Source organism: Bacillus sp. cl95, assembly GCF_900115925.1.
Taxonomy (GTDB): Bacteria; Bacillota; Bacilli; order Bacillales; family Cytobacillaceae; genus Neobacillus_A.
On the sequence record NZ_FOYF01000002.1, the window covers coordinates 178,074 to 197,505 of the forward strand.

At 38.5% G+C, this 19,432-nt stretch carries 19 protein-coding genes; 18 read left to right on the forward strand and 1 reads right to left on the reverse strand.

From position 1 onward, the window contains the following. Nucleotides 1–158: 158 nt before the first annotated feature. On the reverse strand, nt 159–920 hold the full coding sequence (locus BMZ31_RS06140) for an SDR family NAD(P)-dependent oxidoreductase (RefSeq protein ID WP_090830851.1): 762 nt from the start codon (nt 918–920) through the stop codon (nt 159–161). A gap of 153 nt (nt 921–1,073) precedes the next feature. Between BMZ31_RS06140 and BMZ31_RS06145 the strand changes: the two genes are divergently transcribed. The 18 genes from BMZ31_RS06145 to BMZ31_RS06230 all read left to right on the forward strand — a co-directional run bounded on the left by BMZ31_RS06145 (nt 1,074) and on the right by BMZ31_RS06230 (nt 19,375). After that, nucleotides 1,074–1,460, forward strand: coding sequence for a MerR family transcriptional regulator (locus BMZ31_RS06145; protein WP_090830852.1), 387 nt, complete (start codon nt 1,074–1,076; stop codon nt 1,458–1,460). 73 nt (nt 1,461–1,533) lie between these two features. Continuing rightward, nucleotides 1,534–1,845: a hypothetical protein gene (locus tag BMZ31_RS20020; RefSeq protein ID WP_139205915.1), complete on the forward strand. Its 312-nt coding sequence runs from the start codon at nt 1,534–1,536 to the stop codon at nt 1,843–1,845. Between the two features lie 149 nt (nt 1,846–1,994). Then, complete coding sequence (gene zapA / locus BMZ31_RS06150) at nt 1,995–2,255, forward strand: cell division protein ZapA (RefSeq protein ID WP_090831378.1); 261 nt, start codon at nt 1,995–1,997, stop codon at nt 2,253–2,255. A gap of 7 nt (nt 2,256–2,262) precedes the next feature. Continuing rightward, nucleotides 2,263–2,805 carry a CvpA family protein gene (locus tag BMZ31_RS06155; protein WP_090830853.1) on the forward strand — a complete coding sequence of 181 codons (543 nt, stop codon included), beginning with the start codon at nt 2,263–2,265 and terminating at the stop codon, nt 2,803–2,805. 91 nt (nt 2,806–2,896) lie between these two features. Next, nucleotides 2,897–4,618, forward strand: coding sequence for a DNA polymerase/3'-5' exonuclease PolX (gene polX, locus BMZ31_RS06160; RefSeq protein ID WP_090830854.1), 1,722 nt, complete (start codon nt 2,897–2,899; stop codon nt 4,616–4,618). A gap of 35 nt (nt 4,619–4,653) precedes the next feature. Next, entirely contained in the window at nt 4,654–7,011 is a 2,358-nt protein-coding gene (locus tag BMZ31_RS06165) for an endonuclease MutS2 (RefSeq protein ID WP_090830855.1), read from the forward strand. A 19-nt stretch (nt 7,012–7,030) separates the two neighbouring features. Then, on the forward strand, nt 7,031–7,435 hold the full coding sequence (locus tag BMZ31_RS06170; RefSeq protein ID WP_090830856.1) for a DUF350 domain-containing protein: 405 nt from the start codon (nt 7,031–7,033) through the stop codon (nt 7,433–7,435). A gap of 513 nt (nt 7,436–7,948) precedes the next feature. Next, nucleotides 7,949–9,652: an AMP-binding protein gene (locus BMZ31_RS06180; RefSeq protein WP_090830858.1), complete on the forward strand. Its 1,704-nt coding sequence runs from the start codon at nt 7,949–7,951 to the stop codon at nt 9,650–9,652. Nucleotides 9,653–9,823: 171 nt separating this feature from the next. After that, nucleotides 9,824–10,411: a TetR/AcrR family transcriptional regulator gene (locus BMZ31_RS06185; protein WP_090830859.1), complete on the forward strand. Its 588-nt coding sequence runs from the start codon at nt 9,824–9,826 to the stop codon at nt 10,409–10,411. 29 nt (nt 10,412–10,440) lie between these two features. Next, a complete protein-coding gene (locus tag BMZ31_RS06190; protein ID WP_090830860.1) occupies nt 10,441–11,214 on the forward strand; it encodes an enoyl-CoA hydratase in 774 nt (257 codons plus the stop codon). Between the two features lie 108 nt (nt 11,215–11,322). After that, nucleotides 11,323–12,096 carry an electron transfer flavoprotein subunit beta/FixA family protein gene (locus BMZ31_RS06195; protein ID WP_090830861.1) on the forward strand — a complete coding sequence of 258 codons (774 nt, stop codon included), beginning with the start codon at nt 11,323–11,325 and terminating at the stop codon, nt 12,094–12,096. A gap of 36 nt (nt 12,097–12,132) precedes the next feature. Beyond that, on the forward strand, nt 12,133–13,110 hold the full coding sequence (locus tag BMZ31_RS06200; RefSeq protein ID WP_090830862.1) for an electron transfer flavoprotein subunit alpha/FixB family protein: 978 nt from the start codon (nt 12,133–12,135) through the stop codon (nt 13,108–13,110). Nucleotides 13,111–13,334: 224 nt separating this feature from the next. After that, nucleotides 13,335–13,649, forward strand: coding sequence for a thioredoxin (gene trxA / locus BMZ31_RS06205; protein ID WP_090830863.1), 315 nt, complete (start codon nt 13,335–13,337; stop codon nt 13,647–13,649). A gap of 283 nt (nt 13,650–13,932) precedes the next feature. Further along, nucleotides 13,933–15,114: a hypothetical protein gene (locus tag BMZ31_RS06210; RefSeq protein WP_090830864.1), complete on the forward strand. Its 1,182-nt coding sequence runs from the start codon at nt 13,933–13,935 to the stop codon at nt 15,112–15,114. A gap of 169 nt (nt 15,115–15,283) precedes the next feature. Continuing rightward, on the forward strand, nt 15,284–16,231 hold the full coding sequence (locus tag BMZ31_RS06215) for an SDR family NAD(P)-dependent oxidoreductase (protein ID WP_090830865.1): 948 nt from the start codon (nt 15,284–15,286) through the stop codon (nt 16,229–16,231). Then, on the forward strand, nt 16,221–17,165 hold the full coding sequence (locus tag BMZ31_RS06220; RefSeq protein WP_090830866.1) for a lysylphosphatidylglycerol synthase transmembrane domain-containing protein: 945 nt from the start codon (nt 16,221–16,223) through the stop codon (nt 17,163–17,165). Before BMZ31_RS06215 ends, BMZ31_RS06220 begins: the two co-directional genes overlap by 11 nt. Continuing rightward, nucleotides 17,162–18,613 (forward strand): alkaline phosphatase family protein, encoded by a 1,452-nt coding sequence (locus BMZ31_RS06225; RefSeq protein ID WP_090830867.1) that lies wholly within the window; start codon nt 17,162–17,164, stop codon nt 18,611–18,613. Before BMZ31_RS06220 ends, BMZ31_RS06225 begins: the two co-directional genes overlap by 4 nt. Continuing rightward, nucleotides 18,614–19,375 (forward strand): glycosyltransferase family 2 protein, encoded by a 762-nt coding sequence (locus BMZ31_RS06230; RefSeq protein WP_090830868.1) that lies wholly within the window; start codon nt 18,614–18,616, stop codon nt 19,373–19,375. It abuts the gene before it with no gap. Nucleotides 19,376–19,432: the final 57 nt, after the last annotated feature.

Here is a 19,432-nt window from a genome sequence, read left to right on the forward strand (position 1 = left end):
TGTTGAATTTCTTGTATAACTTATGAAGTAGATTAGTTGAACAGATTTAGTTAAGAAAGTTAATAAAAAATAATTAGTAGCATGATTACTCAGCCATTTATTTTATCGAAGGTACTTAGTTATAAATTAATTTTAAATTTTTTCCACATCGTATTTTTTTATTTGGTTGTTCTGACCGCAAAGTTAAATATAGGTTCTCTAAGCTCAAATTTATAGGTATATCCATCAACAATCCCTACTACCTTATTATTATCATAAAGGTCAAGCATAAATCCTGCCATTTGTTTTGATGTGTGAAATTTTGGTACAACACCTTCATAATCAAATTCGTCCAGATCAAAAGAACGTTTTGCGAACTCTGTTTCAGTTGCAGCAGGAGCCAAAACTTTTACTTGCATGTTCGCTCCTTTTGACTTAAGTTCGTGAGCAAGTCCTTCTGTAAATGCACTTACGTAAAATTTAGAAGCACAGTAGGTAATAGCATCTGCAACAATCGTATAACCGCCCCCTGATGATACATTAATAAGCTGTGTCCCTTCGACATTTGAATAATCACGAACATAAAGAGAAGTAAGGATTGTTAATGACTCTATATTCAAATGTAACATAGCCTCAATTTTATTTAGATTTTGATTAGCAACTGAAGCAAAGTTGCCAAATCCTGCATTGTTAATCCAAGTTTCAATTTGGAAATCAGCAAGACTTTCGTAAAGTTTATAAGCATTCTCAGTTACTGATAAATCAGTTGTTCGAATAACAACATCTAAGTTTGGATTGATATGTGCAATCTCTGACTTGAGTATTTCCAGATTATCTTTCCTTCGAGCAACCACGATTAAGTTTTTTCCTCGAGACGCAAAAGCTAGTGCAGCTTCATAACCTATACCTGAGCTTGCTCCAGTTATCACAGTGTATTTCATATTAATTCCTCCAGAATCTTTAAATAATATAGTTGTAATCTTTTATTGCTTTGGTAATTATATTCGTTAGAGTGTACTCTAAGGCAAGCATTTTTTATAATCTCATAATGAACATTTTTTAAACAATTGTAGTACTAATAAAAGGAGATTTTTATGTACCAAATTAGCGAGATTGCAAAGTTGTTGGGGATCACCCCTCATACATTACGGTATTATGAAAAGGAGAAGATTATTTTTCCTGTTCGAAATGAGAAAGGAGAAAGAATATTTGATGAAACGCATCTTACATGGCTTAAATTTGTATTGAAATTAAAGCAGACACAAATGCCAATTGCTCATATTAGAGAATATACTGAATTAGTTAGGCAAGGAGAAAATACGACTTCAGCAAGGATTAAACTTCTTGAAAAACATAGAAGTTCTATTCAAAATCAGATAAATAATTTATTAGCTACAGAGAAGATGCTTGATAATAAAATTATTGGTTATAAGGAATACATTAAAACTCACAAAGCAATCTTCACCAACAGTCCTAACTGAATTGGTAATTAGGTGCCCTCTGGATATGTAAAACAATCCTAGTCTAGTTGGTTTTAGCGCTGGTGCACATGCCTTGTTTTCGTATGCTGGTAGTAACGATATCGGTTATACGGGGATAGATGGGTTAGATCTTGTTAAATGTAGAGAGATTTCTCATTATAATCATAAAAATAGAGCAAAAGCATTCCGCATTTTGTTGACTGTAAGAAAGGTTTCAGAAATTGGCCAAGATGATCACACAATTCTGGTGAATGATAATAATTTGGACATGTGCATCGAATCACAAACGTTGCTCCTGCACCATAGTTATTCGAGAAAGCCGGTGTTCAGTTCGTCGCCAATCTGCGTGTTCAATCATGAAGTGGTACCGGTAGTGGCTATGTAAGACGGGACCATTTGCATACCTTATGACATTTTCCTCTAATATATTACAAAAAATTCCTAATTTTGAGTCAGAGACGACTGTTTAACTTCCCACTCCTAAATGTTCATGATATTATATTAATTAGGATTCATGGAATGGAGGCATTAATGTTGTCGTACGGACAAAAAAATCGAACTACAGTTGATATTTATGGACAGCAGTATGTCATTTTAGGTACTGAAAGCTCAAGTCACGTCAGACTGGTCGCAGCACTTGTTGACGATAAGATGAGAGAAATCAGTTCTAAGAATCCATCTTTGGATTCGAGCAAACTAGCCGTCTTAACTGCAGTTAATGCAGTGAATGATTATATAAAAATAAAAGATAAACTAGAACGGCTTGAAGCTGAATTACATAGGGAAAAGGATTGAATAACGAATGCTTGATCTCGCAATTTTAATCATTTTGATCATAGGTTTTTTCATTGGACTTAAACGGGGATTTATTTTACAGTTAATTCATCTTACAGGTTTTATTATTGCTTTTATAACTGCCAGCCTTTATTATGACAAATTGGCGCCGAAGCTGACTCTTTGGATACCGTATCCAAACTTTGGCGGAAATGCGGCTATCAAGCTCATTTCCGATGGGACAAACGCAGAAATGGCTTTCTATAATGCGATTGCCTATATTGCTATTTTTCTAGCGGTAAAGATTGTTATGCAAATTATCGGTTCGATGCTTGATTTTATTGCCCATCTCCCAGTTCTGAAGCAATTGAATGTTTGGGCTGGAGGGATTCTTGGATTCATCGAAGTCTACTTAGTCATTTTTATCCTTTTGTACATAGCGGCACTTCTGCCGATGGAGTTTTTACAGAACGCATTAGATGACTCTATAATGGTAAACCTGATGATCAAAAATACTCCTATTTTCTCAGATTACATTAAAGAGCTTTGGTTTGAATATGTAACTGCTTAAACTTCTCTGTGGCAGAGAAGTTTTTCTTTTCTACTTCAATTTCTATAATATGTACGTTAATGACCATGCTAATGAAGAGGAGGCTTTACGTATGAACATAAATAAAAAAGATGTTATCCGATTATTAGAGAAAATTGCTGTTTATTTAGAGCTAAAGGGAGAAAATCCATTTAAGATTTCCGCTTTTCGTAAGGCAGCTGCAGCACTAGAACAAGACCATCGTAGCTTATCAGAAATGGGTGACTACACGAAGCTGTCCGGAATTGGAAAAGGAACAGCAGCAGTCATTGAAGAGTATATTGAGAGCGGAAATTCTTCGGTTTTAGATGAGTTGAAAGAAGAAGTACCAAAAGGTTTAATTCCATTACTTCAACTTCAAGGTCTTGGGGGAAAAAAAATCTCTAAACTCTATAAGGAGCTAGGTGTTGAGGATATTTCAGATTTAGAGGAAGCTTGCCGATTAGGAAAAGTAAGTGAATTAGCGGGATTTGGCAAAAAAACGGAAGAAAAAATACTTGCTGCGATTGCCAAGGTAGGCGAGCGTCCAGACCGTTTGCCAATTGCCTATATGCTGCCAATTGCTGAAAGAATTGAATTAGCATTGCAAGCTATGAAAGGGATTATCCGTTTTTCGAGAGCAGGCAGTTTAAGACGTATGAGAGAAACGATAAAAGATTTGGATTTCATCATTGCAACGGAAGAACCTCACACAGTAAGAGAGCAATTGCTTGCATTACCTGATATTAAAGAAACAATTGGCGCAGGGGATACTAAAGTATCGGTGACTTTTGGATATGATTATGATATATCTGCTGATTTCCGCCTGGTAAAGCCTGAGGAATTTGTAACAGCCCTTCATCATTTTACTGGCTCGAAAGATCATAATGTGAAAATGAGGCAACTCGCTAAAGAGCGTGGAGAAAAAATTAGTGAGTACGGCGTTGAAAATGCGGAAACTGGTGAGATTCTAACTTTTAATTCAGAGGAAGAATTTTTCAACCATTTTGGAGTTCCGTTCATTCCTCCTCCAATGAGGGAAGATGGGACTGAAGTAGAAGGTTTGAAAGAACCTAAAAAATTGATTACCCTCGATAATATTAAAGGTGATTTACATATGCACTCCACCTGGAGCGATGGAGCTTATTCTATTGAAGAAATGGCAGAAGCTTGCAGAGCAAGAGGGTATAAATATATGGCAATTACCGACCACTCCCAATATTTGAAGGTGGCCAATGGTTTGACGCCGGAAAGATTAAGGGAGCAAAGGAAAGAAATTCAAAAACTGAATGAAAAGTACGATGATTTTGTGATCCTATGGGGAGTCGAGATGGATATTCTTCCTGATGGTACACTGGATTACGAAGATGATCTGCTGAAGGAAATGGATATTGTCATTGCTTCCATTCACTCTGCATTCTCTCAGCCCCGTGCAACAATCATGGAGCGTTTAAAAACGGCTCTTACGAATGGTCACGTAGACATCATTGCCCATCCGACTGGAAGATTAATTGGCAGAAGAGAAGGATACGATGTAGATGTAGACATGTTGATTCAACTGGCAAAGGAAACAAATACAGCGCTTGAATTAAATGCCAACCCACATCGTTTAGACCTGGCAGCTGAACATTTGCGAAAAGCCCAAGAAGCTGGGGTTAAATTGGTGATTAACACGGATGCCCATCATCTTGACACGTTGACACACATGGAAATCGGTGTAGCTGCTGCACAAAAAGGCTGGATCAATAAGGATTCTGTCATCAACACATTTGATAAAAATGACTTACTTCATTTTTTACATGAGAGAAATAACTAAAAAGAACTTAAAGAGCTGAAAGGAGATTATTCTCCATGCAAAATAGAGCATTAAAGGTTTTAGAATTTACAAAAGTAAAAGAACGATTGCTGGAACATGCATCATCTTCCCTCGGAATCGAGAAGGTTAGGAATCTCGTTCCATCCACAGATTTTGAGGAAGTGGTTAAGCTGCAAAAGGAGACGGATGAAGCTTCCAATGTCATTCGTCTTAAAGGAAATGTCCCAACGAGTGGTATTTTTGACATACGTGCCCATATTAAACGCGCAGTTATTGGAGGGACGCTAAGTCCTCAAGAGCTTACGCAAGTAGCTAGTACAATCTCGGCTAGTCGAAGAATGAAACGATTCATAGAAGGGCTAGTAGAGGAATCAATAGAACTACCAAAGCTGTCAGAATATGTGGAGAAAATCATCGTTCTAGCAGAACTTGAAGAAGCAATCCGAAATGCGATTGATGAAGGTGGAGAAGTGCTCGACAGTGCGAGTGACTTATTGCGTTCACTTCGCAGTCAGTTAAGAGCTAATGAAGCCCGAGTACGTGAAAAGCTAGAAAGTATGATTCGTTCTTCAAGCGCCCAAAAAATGCTTTCAGATGCAATCGTAACGATTCGAAACGATCGTTTTGTTATTCCCGTAAAACAAGAATATCGCGGGCATTATGGCGGCATCATCCATGACCAGAGTTCTTCTGGACAGACGCTATTCATTGAACCACAATCCATTGTCCAACTGAACAACCAGTTGCAGGATATTCGGGTAAAAGAACAGCTGGAAATAGACCGCATCTTAAGTGAACTACGTGCAAAAACAGCTGAATTCAATCATGAACTTGCCATTATCGTGGAAATACTAGGAGAGCTTGATTTTATTTTTGCAAAAGCCAAGTATGGAAAAAGTATTAAAGGCTCGATGCCACTGATGAATGATGAAGGGCGTATTGCCTTATTCAAAGCTAGACATCCGCTCATCCCTATTGATGAAGTGGTAGCAAATGATATCATGCTTGGAAAAGACTTTACGACGATTGTCATCACGGGACCGAATACAGGTGGTAAGACCGTCACATTGAAAACGGTTGGCTTATGTACCTTAATGGCACAAGCGGGAATGCAAATACCGGCGTTGGACGGTTCTGAGCTTGCTGTCTTTGGGGCAGTTCATGCTGATATTGGGGATGAACAATCGATTGAACAAAGTCTTAGTACCTTTTCTTCACATATGGTGAACATCGTAGAAATTTTAAACACAGTTACGTATGATAGCCTTGTATTATTCGATGAACTTGGTGCCGGTACGGATCCACAGGAAGGGGCCGCCCTGGCTATCTCCATTCTTGACGAAGTATACAAAAAAGGTGCAAGAGTCATTGCGACTACCCATTATCCTGAGTTGAAGGCTTATGGCTATAATCGGGAAGGTGTTATGAATGCAAGTGTCGAATTTAATGTTGAGACATTAAGTCCTACTTATAAGTTGCTCCTAGGTGTCCCAGGACGAAGCAATGCGTTCGAAATTTCTAAGAGGCTTGGTCTCAATCAGAATGTCATTGAGAGTGCACGATCACACGTGAGTGCAGACAGCAACGAGATCGATAGCATGATTGCTTCCTTGGAAAAAAGCAAAAAGCTTGCTGAACAAGAGCTGGAAGAAGCACATCAACTGCGAAAAGATGCAGAACATCTACACAAAGACCTTCAAAAGCAAATGATCGATTTTTATGAACAAAAAGATACTTTATACGAGAAGGCAGGAGAAAAAGCGGCTGAACTCGTTGAAAAAGCAAAAGAGGAAGCAGAGTCAATTATCCGTGACCTCCGTAAGATGAGGACTGAAAAGCACGCAGAGGTGAAGGAACATGAACTCATCGAAGCGAAGAGACGTTTAGAAGGAGCGGCTCCAGCCATCAAAAAATCTGTAAACCCAACTGCCAAGAAAAAAGAGAAAAGAGTGTTTGCAGCTGGTGATGAAGTAAAGGTTTTAACTTTTAATCAAAAAGGGATATTGCTTGAAAAAGCATCAGCCACAGCATGGCAAGTGCAAATTGGCATCATGAAAATGAAGGTAGAAGAAAAGAATCTTGAGTTCTTGAATACTCCGAAGCCTGTTGAAACAAAACCATTGACCATTGTCAGAGGCAAGGACTTCCATGTAAACTTGGAACTCGATCTACGTGGAGAAAGATACGAGAATGCCTTGGCAAGGGTTGAAAAATATATAGATGATGCATTGCTGGCTGGATATCCGAGAGTATCCATCATACATGGTAAAGGTACCGGTGCGTTAAGGCAGGGTGTCCAGGAATATCTGAAAAACCATCGTGCCGTGAAAAGAACCCGGCTAGGAGATGCTGGAGAAGGTGGAACCGGCGTTACGATAGTAGAATTCAAGTAATGTTTGGGGAGATTAGAAGATGGGACAGTTTTGGGAGAATGAATTCGTTCTTACAGCTGCAAATTATAGTGTTGTCATCTTATGTATGGTCGTTTTTTTGGCCGTATTTGAATTGGTGACGAAATATAACAATTGGGAAGAAATTAAGAGGGGAAATATTTCTGTTGCCCTTGCCACTGGAGGTAAGATATTCGGTATCGCGAATATCTTTTCACACTCCATTTCACAGCATGATTCCTTGTTTACAATGGTTGGATGGGGTATCTTTGGATTTGTTCTCCTCTTGGCTGGTTATTTCATTTTTGAATTTTTGACACCAAAGTTTAATATTGATAAAGAGATTGCCAATGATAATCGAGCTGTTGGTTTAATTTCGATGATTATCTCTGTTGGATTGTCATTTGTCATCGGGTCTGGGATCTAGTTAGGGGAGAAAAAAGTGGAAAAGCTCGCAAAGATTTTACTTGTTTTATGTGCCGGATTTATGGCAATCGGTATCATTTATTTATTGTTCTTCGCATAAAAAACATCGTAGCCCTGGGCTGCGGTGTTTTTTATTATTCAGCCCCTATAAGGGGGGAGATATTGGTTTTTGCAAGAATGGGAGTAACTTTCGCAAGATTCCTGTGATTTTTGCAAAGATTATCCCGTAGTTTTGCAAGAAAAGCTTGTTTTTTCGCAAGATAGAAATAATACATCCAGAAATATCCATTAAAGATTAGGGTTTTTACAAATAACTGGTAATTTAGCTATTCGAATTTATGATCTAGGTACTCTGCTCACCCTTCCATTTGAATTAGGACTTTTGTATTCTTCTCATTATAAAAAGGACAGCCTTTTTTGTTGATTTATGATTCTAATTGTCTAAAAATCACCATTATATTATAATGAGTGATAAGTTAGAATTTTTTAATAATTTATATAAAGGAGGGTAATTATGTCTAACCTACGGCCGTGGATCGATCAATATCCACCAGAAATACCAGCTGACCTGGAATATGAACAAATACCGGTTCAGCAATATCTCATCCGTTCAGCAGAAGAGTTCGCTGATCAAGTTGCTATTCATTTTATGGGTAAAGACATTACCTATAAGCAGGTACTCGATTCGGCTTATAAATTTGCAGGCTATTTGCAAGGAATCGGTATTACAAAAGGAGATCGGGTAGCAATCATGCTAGCCAATACTCCACAGTCTGTCATAGCGTATTATGGGATCTTGCTTGCCGGAGGAATTGTTGTCCAAACAAATCCACTATATACTGAACGCGAACTTGAATATCAAATGAAAGACTCAGGTGCAAAGGCGATTGTAACATTGGATATCTTATATCCACGCGTATCGAAAGTAATGCCGCAAACGGATTTAGAACACATAATTGTAACCGCTATCAAAGATTTTCTTCCGTTTCCTAAGAATTTGATTTATCCATTTATCCAGAAAAAACAGTATGGTATCGTAGTAAATGTGAAACACGGTGGCAGCAATCACTTAATGACAGAGATATTGAAACAACCAACCCGTAAACTGGTAAGCCACCCGTTCGATTTTGAGGAAGATCTTGCATTGTTACAATATACGGGTGGGACAACAGGGTTTCCTAAAGGGGTTATGCTCACACATAAGAATCTCGTGGCAAACGCATCTATGTGCAAAGCTTGGATGTATAAATGCGAGCGTGGTAAAGAAGCGATTTTAGGAATTTTACCGTTCTTCCATGTATATGGCATGACAACGGTAATGATTTTAGCCGTAATGCAAGGCTACAAAATGATTCTATTGCCGAAGTTTGATGTTGAAACAACATTAAAGACGATACAAAAACAGCGCCCGACTTTATTTCCTGGGGCACCTACCATCTATATCGGATTATTGAACCATCCAGATTTGAAAAAATATGATTTATCGTCGATTGATTCATGTATAAGCGGTTCCGCTCCATTGCCAGTTGAAATCCAGCAGAAGTTTGAAGACGTAACTGGAGGAAAGCTTGTTGAAGGATACGGATTGACGGAGTCATCGCCTGTAACGCACGCCAATTTCCTTTGGGATCGTCCACGAATTAAAGGAAGCATAGGAGTTCCTTGGCCAGATACACAATGTGTCGTGTTTTCGATGGAAACGGGTGAAGCACTTCCATCTGGTGAAATCGGGGAAATTGCTGTAAAAGGTCCACAAGTAATGAAGGGCTACTGGAATAGACCTGAAGAAACTGAACAAACATTAAGAGATGGCTGGTTGCTGACAGGTGATCTTGGGTATATGGACGACAAGGGATATTTTTACGTGGTCGATCGGAAAAAAGATATGATCATTGCAGGTGGATTCAATATCTATCCACGTGAAATTGAGGAAATTCTATACGAACATCCTGCTATTCAGGAAGTCGTTGCAGCGGGAATCCCTGATCCATATAGAGGTGAAACTGTAAAAGCCTACGTCGTTTTAAAAGAAGGAAAAAACGTAACAGAGGAAGAACTGAATGAATTTGCAAGAAAGCATTTGGCATCCTACAAAGTTCCTAGGGTTTACGAATTCAGAGATGAACTTCCAAAAACAGCAGTAGGCAAAATTTTACGTAGAGCATTAGTGGATGAAGAGAAAAAGAAATTAGAAGATGATTGGCAAAAAAGAGCGTAACTTTTGAGCCAGCGTGATCGGCTCTTATTTTTTGACTAATAATGCTTGTCCGATTCTTGACAGAAGTAAAATTGCGAATTATTATTAAATTATGAATGATGATTCATTCATTTTTGTGATAAATAATGAACTTTCTATAGATTAGAAGTTTTCTTCAAAGGAGGTAAAGGATTGAAGAAAAACAAGCCGAAATACCGGCAGATTATTGATGCAGCGGTAGTTGCCATCGCCGAAAACGGCTATCATCAAGCACAGGTTTCTAAGATTGCCAAGCAGGCCGGAGTAGCAGACGGAACGATTTATTTGTATTTTAAAAATAAAGAAGACATCCTTATTTCTGTGTTTGAAGAGAAGATGGGATCCTTCGTAGAAAAAATTGAAGAAAAAATTGCAGGAAAAGAGACAGCAGCAGAGAAGTTATATATGATGGTGGAAACCCATTTCAAAATGCTGGCCGAAGATCGTCACCTTGCCATAGTCACCCAGCTTGAACTGAGACAGTCTAATAAGGAGTTACGCCTTAAGATAAATGAAGTTCTGAAGGGTTATTTAAAATTAATAGATCAGATTTTAATAGATGGTAAAGAAAGAGGAGAATTTTCTTCCCAGTTGGATATTCGGCTGGCTAGACAAATGATCTTTGGTACGATGGACGAAACGGTAACATCATGGGTCATGAATGAACAAAAATATGAACTTGCATCCACCGCCGCAGCTGTCCACCAGTTATTGATCAATGGGTGTGGCAAAGGAGATTAACGCGAAGTTTCCTAGAAGGAGTGATTTGGTTGGGACTATTAAAATTAACCCATCAAGGGCCGGTTGCAACATTTACGATTCAAAGACCCCCTGCAAATGCTTTGTCATCCGAAGTTCTAAGAGAATTAAGTGGTTTACTTGATGAAGTAGAGCACAACAACGAAGTAAGAGTCATCCTGATCCACGGTGATGGGCGTTTCTTCTCAGCAGGAGCTGATATTAAGGAATTCACTACAATCGAATCAGGTGCAGAGTTTGCAAAACTTGCAGGTTTTGGACAAGATTTATTTGATAGAATGGAAAAATTCCCTAAACCTATCATCGCAGCTATACACGGCGCAGCACTAGGTGGAGGCTTGGAGCTCGCGATGGGATGTCATTTTAGACTGGTAAGTGAAACAGCAAAGCTTGGACTTCCGGAATTGCAATTAGGATTGATTCCAGGATTTGCAGGAACACAGCGTCTTCCTAAATTTGTCGGTGTAGCAAGAGCAGCAGAAATGCTATTCACATCGGATCCCATTACGGGTTTAGAAGCGGTTCAATACGGCTTGGCAAATCATGCATATCCTGAAGAGGAATTGCTTGAACAAGCTTATAAAATGGCTAATAAAATTGCCAAAAAAGGTCCATTGGCTCTTAAATCAACAATTGAATTGCTAAATTATGCGAAAACCGAAGAATATTACGCTGGTGTGAAAAAAGAAGCAGAATTATTCGGGGGAGTGTTCATGTCGCGAGATGGCAAAGAAGGCATCAAAGCTTTTATTGAAAAGCGTGAGCCTCAATTCAAAGGGGAGTAAAAAATTCCGCCAATAAGGTGAGAACTAACTTGGCGGGAAAATTTTTTTACCATAAATATTTTCAATCTTTCGAACTGATGGAATGTTTGAATTCTGGGAGGGTAACCGATGAATATTTTTGTATTAATGAAAAGAACTTTCGATACAGAAGAAAAAATTACGATTGCTGGCGGCAAAATCAATGAAGATGGCGCTGAATTTATTATCAATCCTTATGATGAATATGCAATTGAAGAAGCTATTCAAGTGCGCGACGCTCATGGCGGAGAAGTAACAGTCGTTTCCGTTGGTGGTGAGGAAGCAGAAAAGCAACTTCGCACAGCGCTTGCTATGGGAGCTGACAAAGCTGCACTTATCAATGTAGAAGATGATCTTGAAAATGGAGACCAATTCTCTACGGCTAAGATTCTTGCTGAATACTTGAAAGATAAAGACGCTGACCTCATTATTGGAGGAAATGTTGCAATTGATGGCGGAACAGGACAAGTTGGACCTCGATTGGCAGAATTGCTTGGTCTTCCATATGTAACTACGATTACAAAACTTGAAATTGACGGAAATAAAGCGACAGTCGTTCGTGATGTTGAAGGCGATTCAGAAGTAATCGAAGTAAGTCTTCCATTACTTGTTACTGCTCAACAAGGTTTGAATGAGCCGCGCTATCCTTCATTGCCTGGTATCATGAAAGCGAAGAAAAAGCCTCTTGAAGAACTTGAACTAGACGATCTTGATCTTGAAGAAGATGATGTTGAAGCTAAGACAAAAACGATTGAAATTTATTTGCCGCCTAAGAAAGAAGCTGGAAAAGTGCTTCAAGGTGACCTTAGCGATCAAGTAAAAGAATTGGTAAATCTTCTTCATACGGAAGCAAAGGTAGTCTAATAGGAATTTGACATTATTGCGCAGGAGGTTAATAAAATGACTAGAAAAGTATTGGTATTAGGTGAAGTTCGCGATGGAGCTTTACGTAACGTCTCATTTGAAGCAATTGCTGCTGGAAAAACCATTGCCGAAGGCGGAGAAGTCGTTGGAGTTTTAGTTGGAGAAAGTGTAAGCGCTTTAGGGCATGAGCTTATTTCATATGGTGCGGATCGAGTTATTACAGTTGAAGATGCAAAGCTTGCACAATATACTTCAGATGGCTTCGCACAAGCATTATTGGCAGTCATCGATCAAGAGCAGCCAGAAGGCTTAGTTTTCGGACACACTTCTTTAGGAAAAGACTTGTCACCGAAAATTGCTGCTAAGTTAAATTCAGGACTTGTTTCTGATGTGACAGCTATTGAAGAAGCCGGTGGAAATATTGTATTCACAAGACCGATTTATTCAGGTAAGGCATTCGAAAAGAAAATCGTTACTGACGGGTTAATTTTTGCAACGGTTCGTCCAAACAACATTACACCTTTAGAAAAAGATGAAAGCCGAAGTGGTGATGTAGCATCACTTTCAGTTGATATTAAAGATTTACGTGCCATTATCAAAGAAGTTGTTCGCAAAGCTTCTGAAGGCGTAGATTTATCTGAAGCAAAGGTTGTTATCGCGGGTGGACGTGGTGTGAAGAGCACTGACGGCTTCGAGCCTTTGAAAGAGTTGGCAAAAGTATTAGGAGGAGCTGTTGGTGCGTCACGTGGAGCGTGTGATGCAGATTACTGCGATTACTCTCTACAAATCGGACAAACAGGTAAAGTTGTTACTCCTGATCTTTACATTGCTTGTGGTATTTCTGGAGCTATTCAGCACTTAGCTGGAATGTCCAATTCCAAGGTAATTGTAGCAATCAACAAAGATCCAGAAGCAAACATTTTTAAAGTAGCTGACTATGGGATTGTTGGAGATCTTTTCGAAGTAGTTCCGATGCTTACTGAAGAATTCAAAAAGCTTAAGGTTCATTCTTAAAAACTAGCGCCCTCAAAGGGAAAGATAAATGCAAAGAACGAGCGGTTTTTTTCTGCTCGTTCTTTCTCTCTTTTCATCATAAATACCTTTGGTAAACCTGTATTTTTTTAAGCATATAATCTTATTTAGAGGGTAAATTACATTCGAGCAAATAATTAGCAAACTGTTTCACACGATGTTATACTGACGATAGTATTCGAGTAATTTTTTAGGAGGCAATAAAAATGGCTATTTCAAATGCAACTGATCAAAACTTCTCAACTGAAACTGGATCTGGCTTAGTACTTGCAGATTTCTGGGCTCCTTGGTGCGGACCTTGTAAAATGATCGCTCCAGTTCTTGAAGAACTTGATGCTGAAATGGGTGATAAAGTTAAAATCGTAAAAATCGATGTTGACGAAAACCAAGAAACAGCAGCAAAATTTGGTGTAATGAGCATTCCAACTCTTTTAGTATTAAAAGATGGCGAAGTTGTAGATAAAGTTGTCGGTTTCCAACCGAAAGAAGCTTTAGCCGGCGTTCTTGAAAAGCACGTCTAATAAATCCCAAAAGTCCTGGTGTCTAACCAGGGCTTTTTATTTTTTTTCGGAACTTTTCATATCGCGTGATTATTTCAGCCTGATTTTTGAGAATAAAAATAGTAATCTCCCGTTTGCAGATGCTAATCCACGTGTTGGTGAAAAATCAATTTATTGTTGTCGATTTCATTATATATCTAAATTCTCGTTGACAATGAGAATCGTTCTCTATTATAATGAGAATCGAAAGTGATAATCATTATCAATGGCCATTATATCAATATACATATTGGGGGATTCATGAATGTCTATTAAGTTCAAATTATTCGCAGCTTTAGCAACGATGTCTCTAGTTTTGGGTGCATGTGGAAAGACGGAAGAAAAGGAAGAAACAACAAAACAACACGCTGAAAAGACTGAAAAGACAGATAAGCATGAAGAAACTGCTGAGCATGAAGACGCTGATTATGCCGCAGTTTACAAAGAAGCAGTAGCTGAGCTTGAAAAAGCAAAAGAAGGTAAAGAAGTAGATTTCGATAAAGTAATAAAGTCATATGAAGAACATTTACAATCACTTGTTCAAAAACGTGATGCTGAATTAGAAAGCACAAATGATCAGCACATTACAGCTGCGCTTGCTGCTGGTAAAGAAGGTTCAATGGATAAAGTAGTTGTAAAGCAAGTGTTTGACAAATTAATGCAAAAAGTTTTCTATACAACTATGAAGCATGAATTCACTGAAGTAACTGAAAACTGGGGTAAAACAGAAGAAGTAAAAGAAGAAATGGAAGAAGCGAAAAACTTCTATTCTATCATTCAATCAACAGTACAAAAGCGTGACGCTGCTTATGGTACGACAATGGAAGATGCCATTGCTGGCGGATTTGCTGAAATGGAAAAAGCTATTGAAGCAAACGATGAATTAGGTTTCCAATTAGGTAAGCAAGTTGTAGACAAGACATTGATGAAGACGTTTTATTTAGCAACAGGTGCTACTCCTAATGGTTATGCAACAAAAGCAGCAGATGAGGCAAAGACAGATGCGGTTGCAGCAAAAATTGAACAAGCTGAAGGATGGGCATTCTATCAGTCATTAACAAGCTACATGATGAAGAATGCACCAGAAGCAGATACATTAATCCAAAAACAATTTGACTTACAATCAGACGTAGAGGCACTTGATCCTGTGGCTATAAACAAAGCTTTTGTACGAGGCTTCGCACAAACAGCAATCAATGAGTATCATGAAAGTGAAGAAACATGGGGCGAAGACAAATCAGTCATAACTGGATTAGAAGGTGCTCTATTCCTTGACATTATTTCTTCAGATGTAAAAACACTTTTAGGTGAAGAAGCACAAAAGACATTAACAGATAAAGCACAAAAGTATATTGAAGCTACTAAAGCGAAAGATCAGGCTGCTGGGGAAGAGTTGCTAAATGAGATTCTTACAACTACTCAAATGGTGATCGAAAAAGCTAAATAGTCCGGAGTAATAGAGGGTTCAGCAAGGGTCTGACTACCAAGGAAACAAGGTGTCTGGCCCTTTTCCTTTTCCAAGAAGAGGTTTTACAAAGTTTTCTGCTTTTCCTATCCCTAAAAAAATAGTGTAAAATATGTTCCGTATAGTTAAGAAGGCAATGAGGTGTCAAAAATTGAGGATAATCGTCACGGGCGGTGCAGGTTTTATTGGTTCCAACCTCTCAAAAAGGTTACTGGCTGAGGGTCATAAAATATTGGTCTTAGACGCAATGCATCCATACTATTCGATTGAAAGAAAAGAAAAACAGTTGAAGAGGATTGGTGAAGCAGAGAAATTTTTATTTTATAAAAAAAATCTATTAGATGACGAAGCCGAAATTAAAGAGATATTTTCTACTTTTCAAGCAGATTGTGTGATTCATTTGGCGGCAATACCAGGAGTCTCGCTTTCCATTGAAGTTCCCAATGAATATGTCGATTACGATATTAAAGCTACAATTAACGCATTGAGGTACGCAGGGGAAACGGGAGTAAAACACTTCATCTTTGCATCCTCATCATCTGTATATGGAGAGCAGGAAAATGTCCCGCTGAAGGAAGAGATGGCTACAGGGAAGGTGATATCACCGTATGCGGCAGCCAAATATGGAGCAGAATCTTTTTGTCATGCCTATTCGTCCATCTATGGCATGAAAATGACCATTCTCCGTTTCTTTACTGTATATGGTCCAGGTGGGCGCCCGGATATGGCCATTACAAAGTTTATCCGTAAGCTACAATCTGATGAAAGTATTGAGATTTTCGGAAATGGCACTTCACGTGATTATACATATATCGACGATTGTGTGGAAGGCATTATTCTTGCCATGCAAAAATCGAAAGGAAATCAAACCTACAATTTAGGCTCAGGAAGACCAATTGCCATTGAAGAATTAGTGCAATCTTTAAGAACGCATTTTCCAAGTATGAAATTGACGCAGGATGGTACAAGGCTAGGTGATGTTAGCTCAACTTGGGCGGATATTTCAAAAGCGAATTCCGAACTAGGCTATGAACCGGCATTTACTTTTGCAGAAGGGCTAGCCAGAACCGTTGAATGGTCAAAAGAGAATGAAAGCTAAAATGAAGAGTCTGAAGAAATTCATTGGAATCCTGTTTATATTTATCTTCGTAATCTTATCGATTCGATACTTTCAGCCGAATGAATTATGGTTAAAAAGTAAAGCGTTTTTTGTTGAACATCCTTTTTTGATCATCATCGTTTCGATTGCTTATACACTTTCCTTTGTTTTTAGAGCATTGGCTTGGAAACTCTATCTTTCCTCTGAAGTGAAATTTTGGAACTGTTTAAAGGGGATTTTGTTCAGCCTTACCGTAAACCATATAGCTCCCTTTAAAATAGGAGATATCATTAGAATCGGATATCTTTCAAGACAGGAAAAACATGTGACTATAGATGAGTCCGCTCATTCCGTCGTGGTATTAAGGGCGCTTGATATGCTGGTTTTATTGATATTTTCCTTTCTAGGGCTCATCTATTTTTCCAAACTCACGCCTATTCATATTTCGGTATGGCTGCTTCCTGTGTGCGGTCTTTTATTGGCGTTTGTTTTTCTACTTTGGAAATGGAAACCGGATTTTCTTAATAAGCATTGGCAGCTATTTCATAAAGCGCTGCTCAGCAGAAATTTTGTCTTTATTTTCTTACTAGTCATTCTCAGTTGGTGTCTTGAAGGTGCAGTCATTTGGGGAGTGACCACGTCTTTAAAAGAACCGATTCTGTTATTACAAGCCATTTGGGTCAATTCAGTCACAGTTGGTGGACAAATCTTTCAAGTTACACCTGGAGGGATTTCCACTTATGAATCTATGATGACTTTCACCTTGATCAGTATTCAATATCCAAATAACGTAGCCTATTACGTTGCCATTATTAGCCATGGCTACAAATTTATTTTTTCATATGCTGTGGGCATTCTTCTTGTCATCAAGTCGCCCATCTACACCATTAAACAAATTAAAGAGCTTTTGTTAGTGAGAGGAGAAATGAAATGAAAAAAGCATCCGCATTTGAAAAGACGGCTGCTCGTTGCTGGAATTTATTAAATGAAGGAAAACCGTTTACCCCGATTTTTGTCATTGGAACAATGGTCATCTATCAATTGCCGAATATGACAGATCTTTCATTCGTATTAAATATGCTATTAGGTTTACTTATCATAGTGCCGTTGTTAGCACTTTACTTTATATATGATTTTCCGCTGTTCCTCCGCAATTATTTGTGGATACCATTCATTGCGTATTTAATGATTTGGGACAGTGTAAACTATGGGCTCTTGTTCACTTCATTGGGATTGTACTTCTTCTTCACTGTATTCTTTTGGGGAACGATATACTACCACCTGCGGATAGGAACGACTTGGCTTAATTTTAGAAGGTTTTGGAAACTTGTCTTGAAAAATAGTGATTCAACAAGCGGAAATGCACAAGAACAACTGCCGAAATTCTTATTAATTCTATCGGTATGGAATATGGTCATGGAAAAACCAGCACTAGCGTCAAATGACCTTGGCATAATAACAGTTTTTTATGCAGGGATTTTGCTTTTTGCCTACATTCTTCATAAAAACTTGTTCGATTGGAAACCGAAGGTCATCCCAACTTACACAGAAAATGCAGAAGTGCCGAAAAAGCCTATCAATGATCGTGTAATTGTTATGGTCATTGACGGAATGAGAAAAGAAAGATTTGAAGAAGCGAACACGCCTTTCCTTGATAAATTAAAAAACGAGGGAACTGACTATTCGCGAATGGAAACCGTGTATCCTGCAAGAACAGTCGTATGTTTTTCTTCGATGTTCACCGGGACCTATCCACATGAACATGGCATCAAGTCCAATATGGTTTGGAAATTAGGCATTAAAGTCGAAAGTATCTTCGATTCATTGAGGAAAATTGGTAAAAAAGGCTCTCTGTTAGGAATTGCACATTTAGTCGATTCATTTGGCAAAGATGTTGAAACAGTGACAGCCGTTATGCACAACGATGTTGCTGATCGAAATATCATTGAAAGAGCCAAACTGATCATGAAAGAACAAAATCCTGATTTGCAAATCGTTCAATTAATTGGAACCGATCAAACTGGACATAGCAGAGGCGTATTTTACGATGATTACATACAGAAAATAGAAGAAGCAGATGCTCTTGTAGAAGAGTATTACAATTGGTTGAAAGAAAATAATAAACTCGAAAACTTCACCTTTATCGTATGTGCGGACCATGGACAGGCTGATGGAATTGGTGGGCATGGACATCTAGATGAAGGTGAGCGTTACGTTCCGTTCTTTATGTATGGACCATCGATTGAAAAAGGGAAGAAAATTGATGAGAAACGAAGTCTTGTATCAATGGCTTCTACTATTGCTTATTTAATGGGAGCGCCTTATCCTAGTCATAGTCGAGGGCCTGTATTATTAGAAGCACTTCGAAAGGATGAAAATTAGATGTCAGAAAAAAAAGTGATTGTTTTTCTTCCTGCCCATAATGAAGAAGAATCTATCGCTGAAGTCATTCGCAAAGTACCGAGAAGTATTAGAGATGGCATAAAAGTAGAGGTTCTCGTTATTGATGATGGTTCAACTGATAGAACGGTGAAAGTCGCTAAAGACGCGGGAGCGGATCATATTTTTAGTTTTAAACAAAACATGGGATTAGGGTCTGCGGTGAGAAAGGGACTCGAATTATGTGTTGAATACGGAGGGGATATCGGTGTCATGATTGATGCCGATAATGAATACCCAGCTGAAGAAATTCCTGAATTGATTTCTCCAATCTTATCGGGGGAATCCGATTATGTAATGGGTTCGAGATTCCTTGGTACGATTGCTGGTATGCGTTGGAACAGACGGTTAGGGAACTATTGCTTTACTTGTCTGCAATCCCTTTTACTTGGAAAGTGGATATACGACGGTCAGTCTGGGATGAGGGCTTTTTCACGGCTAGCGATGGAGAATGCAGAAATCATTCATGATTATAACTACGCCCAAGTAATTACGCTTAACCTCTTGCGAAAAGGTTTCAGGATGAAAGAAGTCCCAATCACCTATCAGGTTCGTTCCAAAGGAGAATCTTTCATAAAGTTTAGAGCTTATATGACGTCTGTCTTGCCGGCCATTGTAAAAGAAATGCGAAGACCAGTGAGAAAAGTACGTATGGATGAAAAAATGCCACTCATAATAAAACAAGAATCTAAACATCAATCGTGATAAAAATGTGAATAATCACAATGTATCATTGACACCGAGTATGATAATCATTATCAT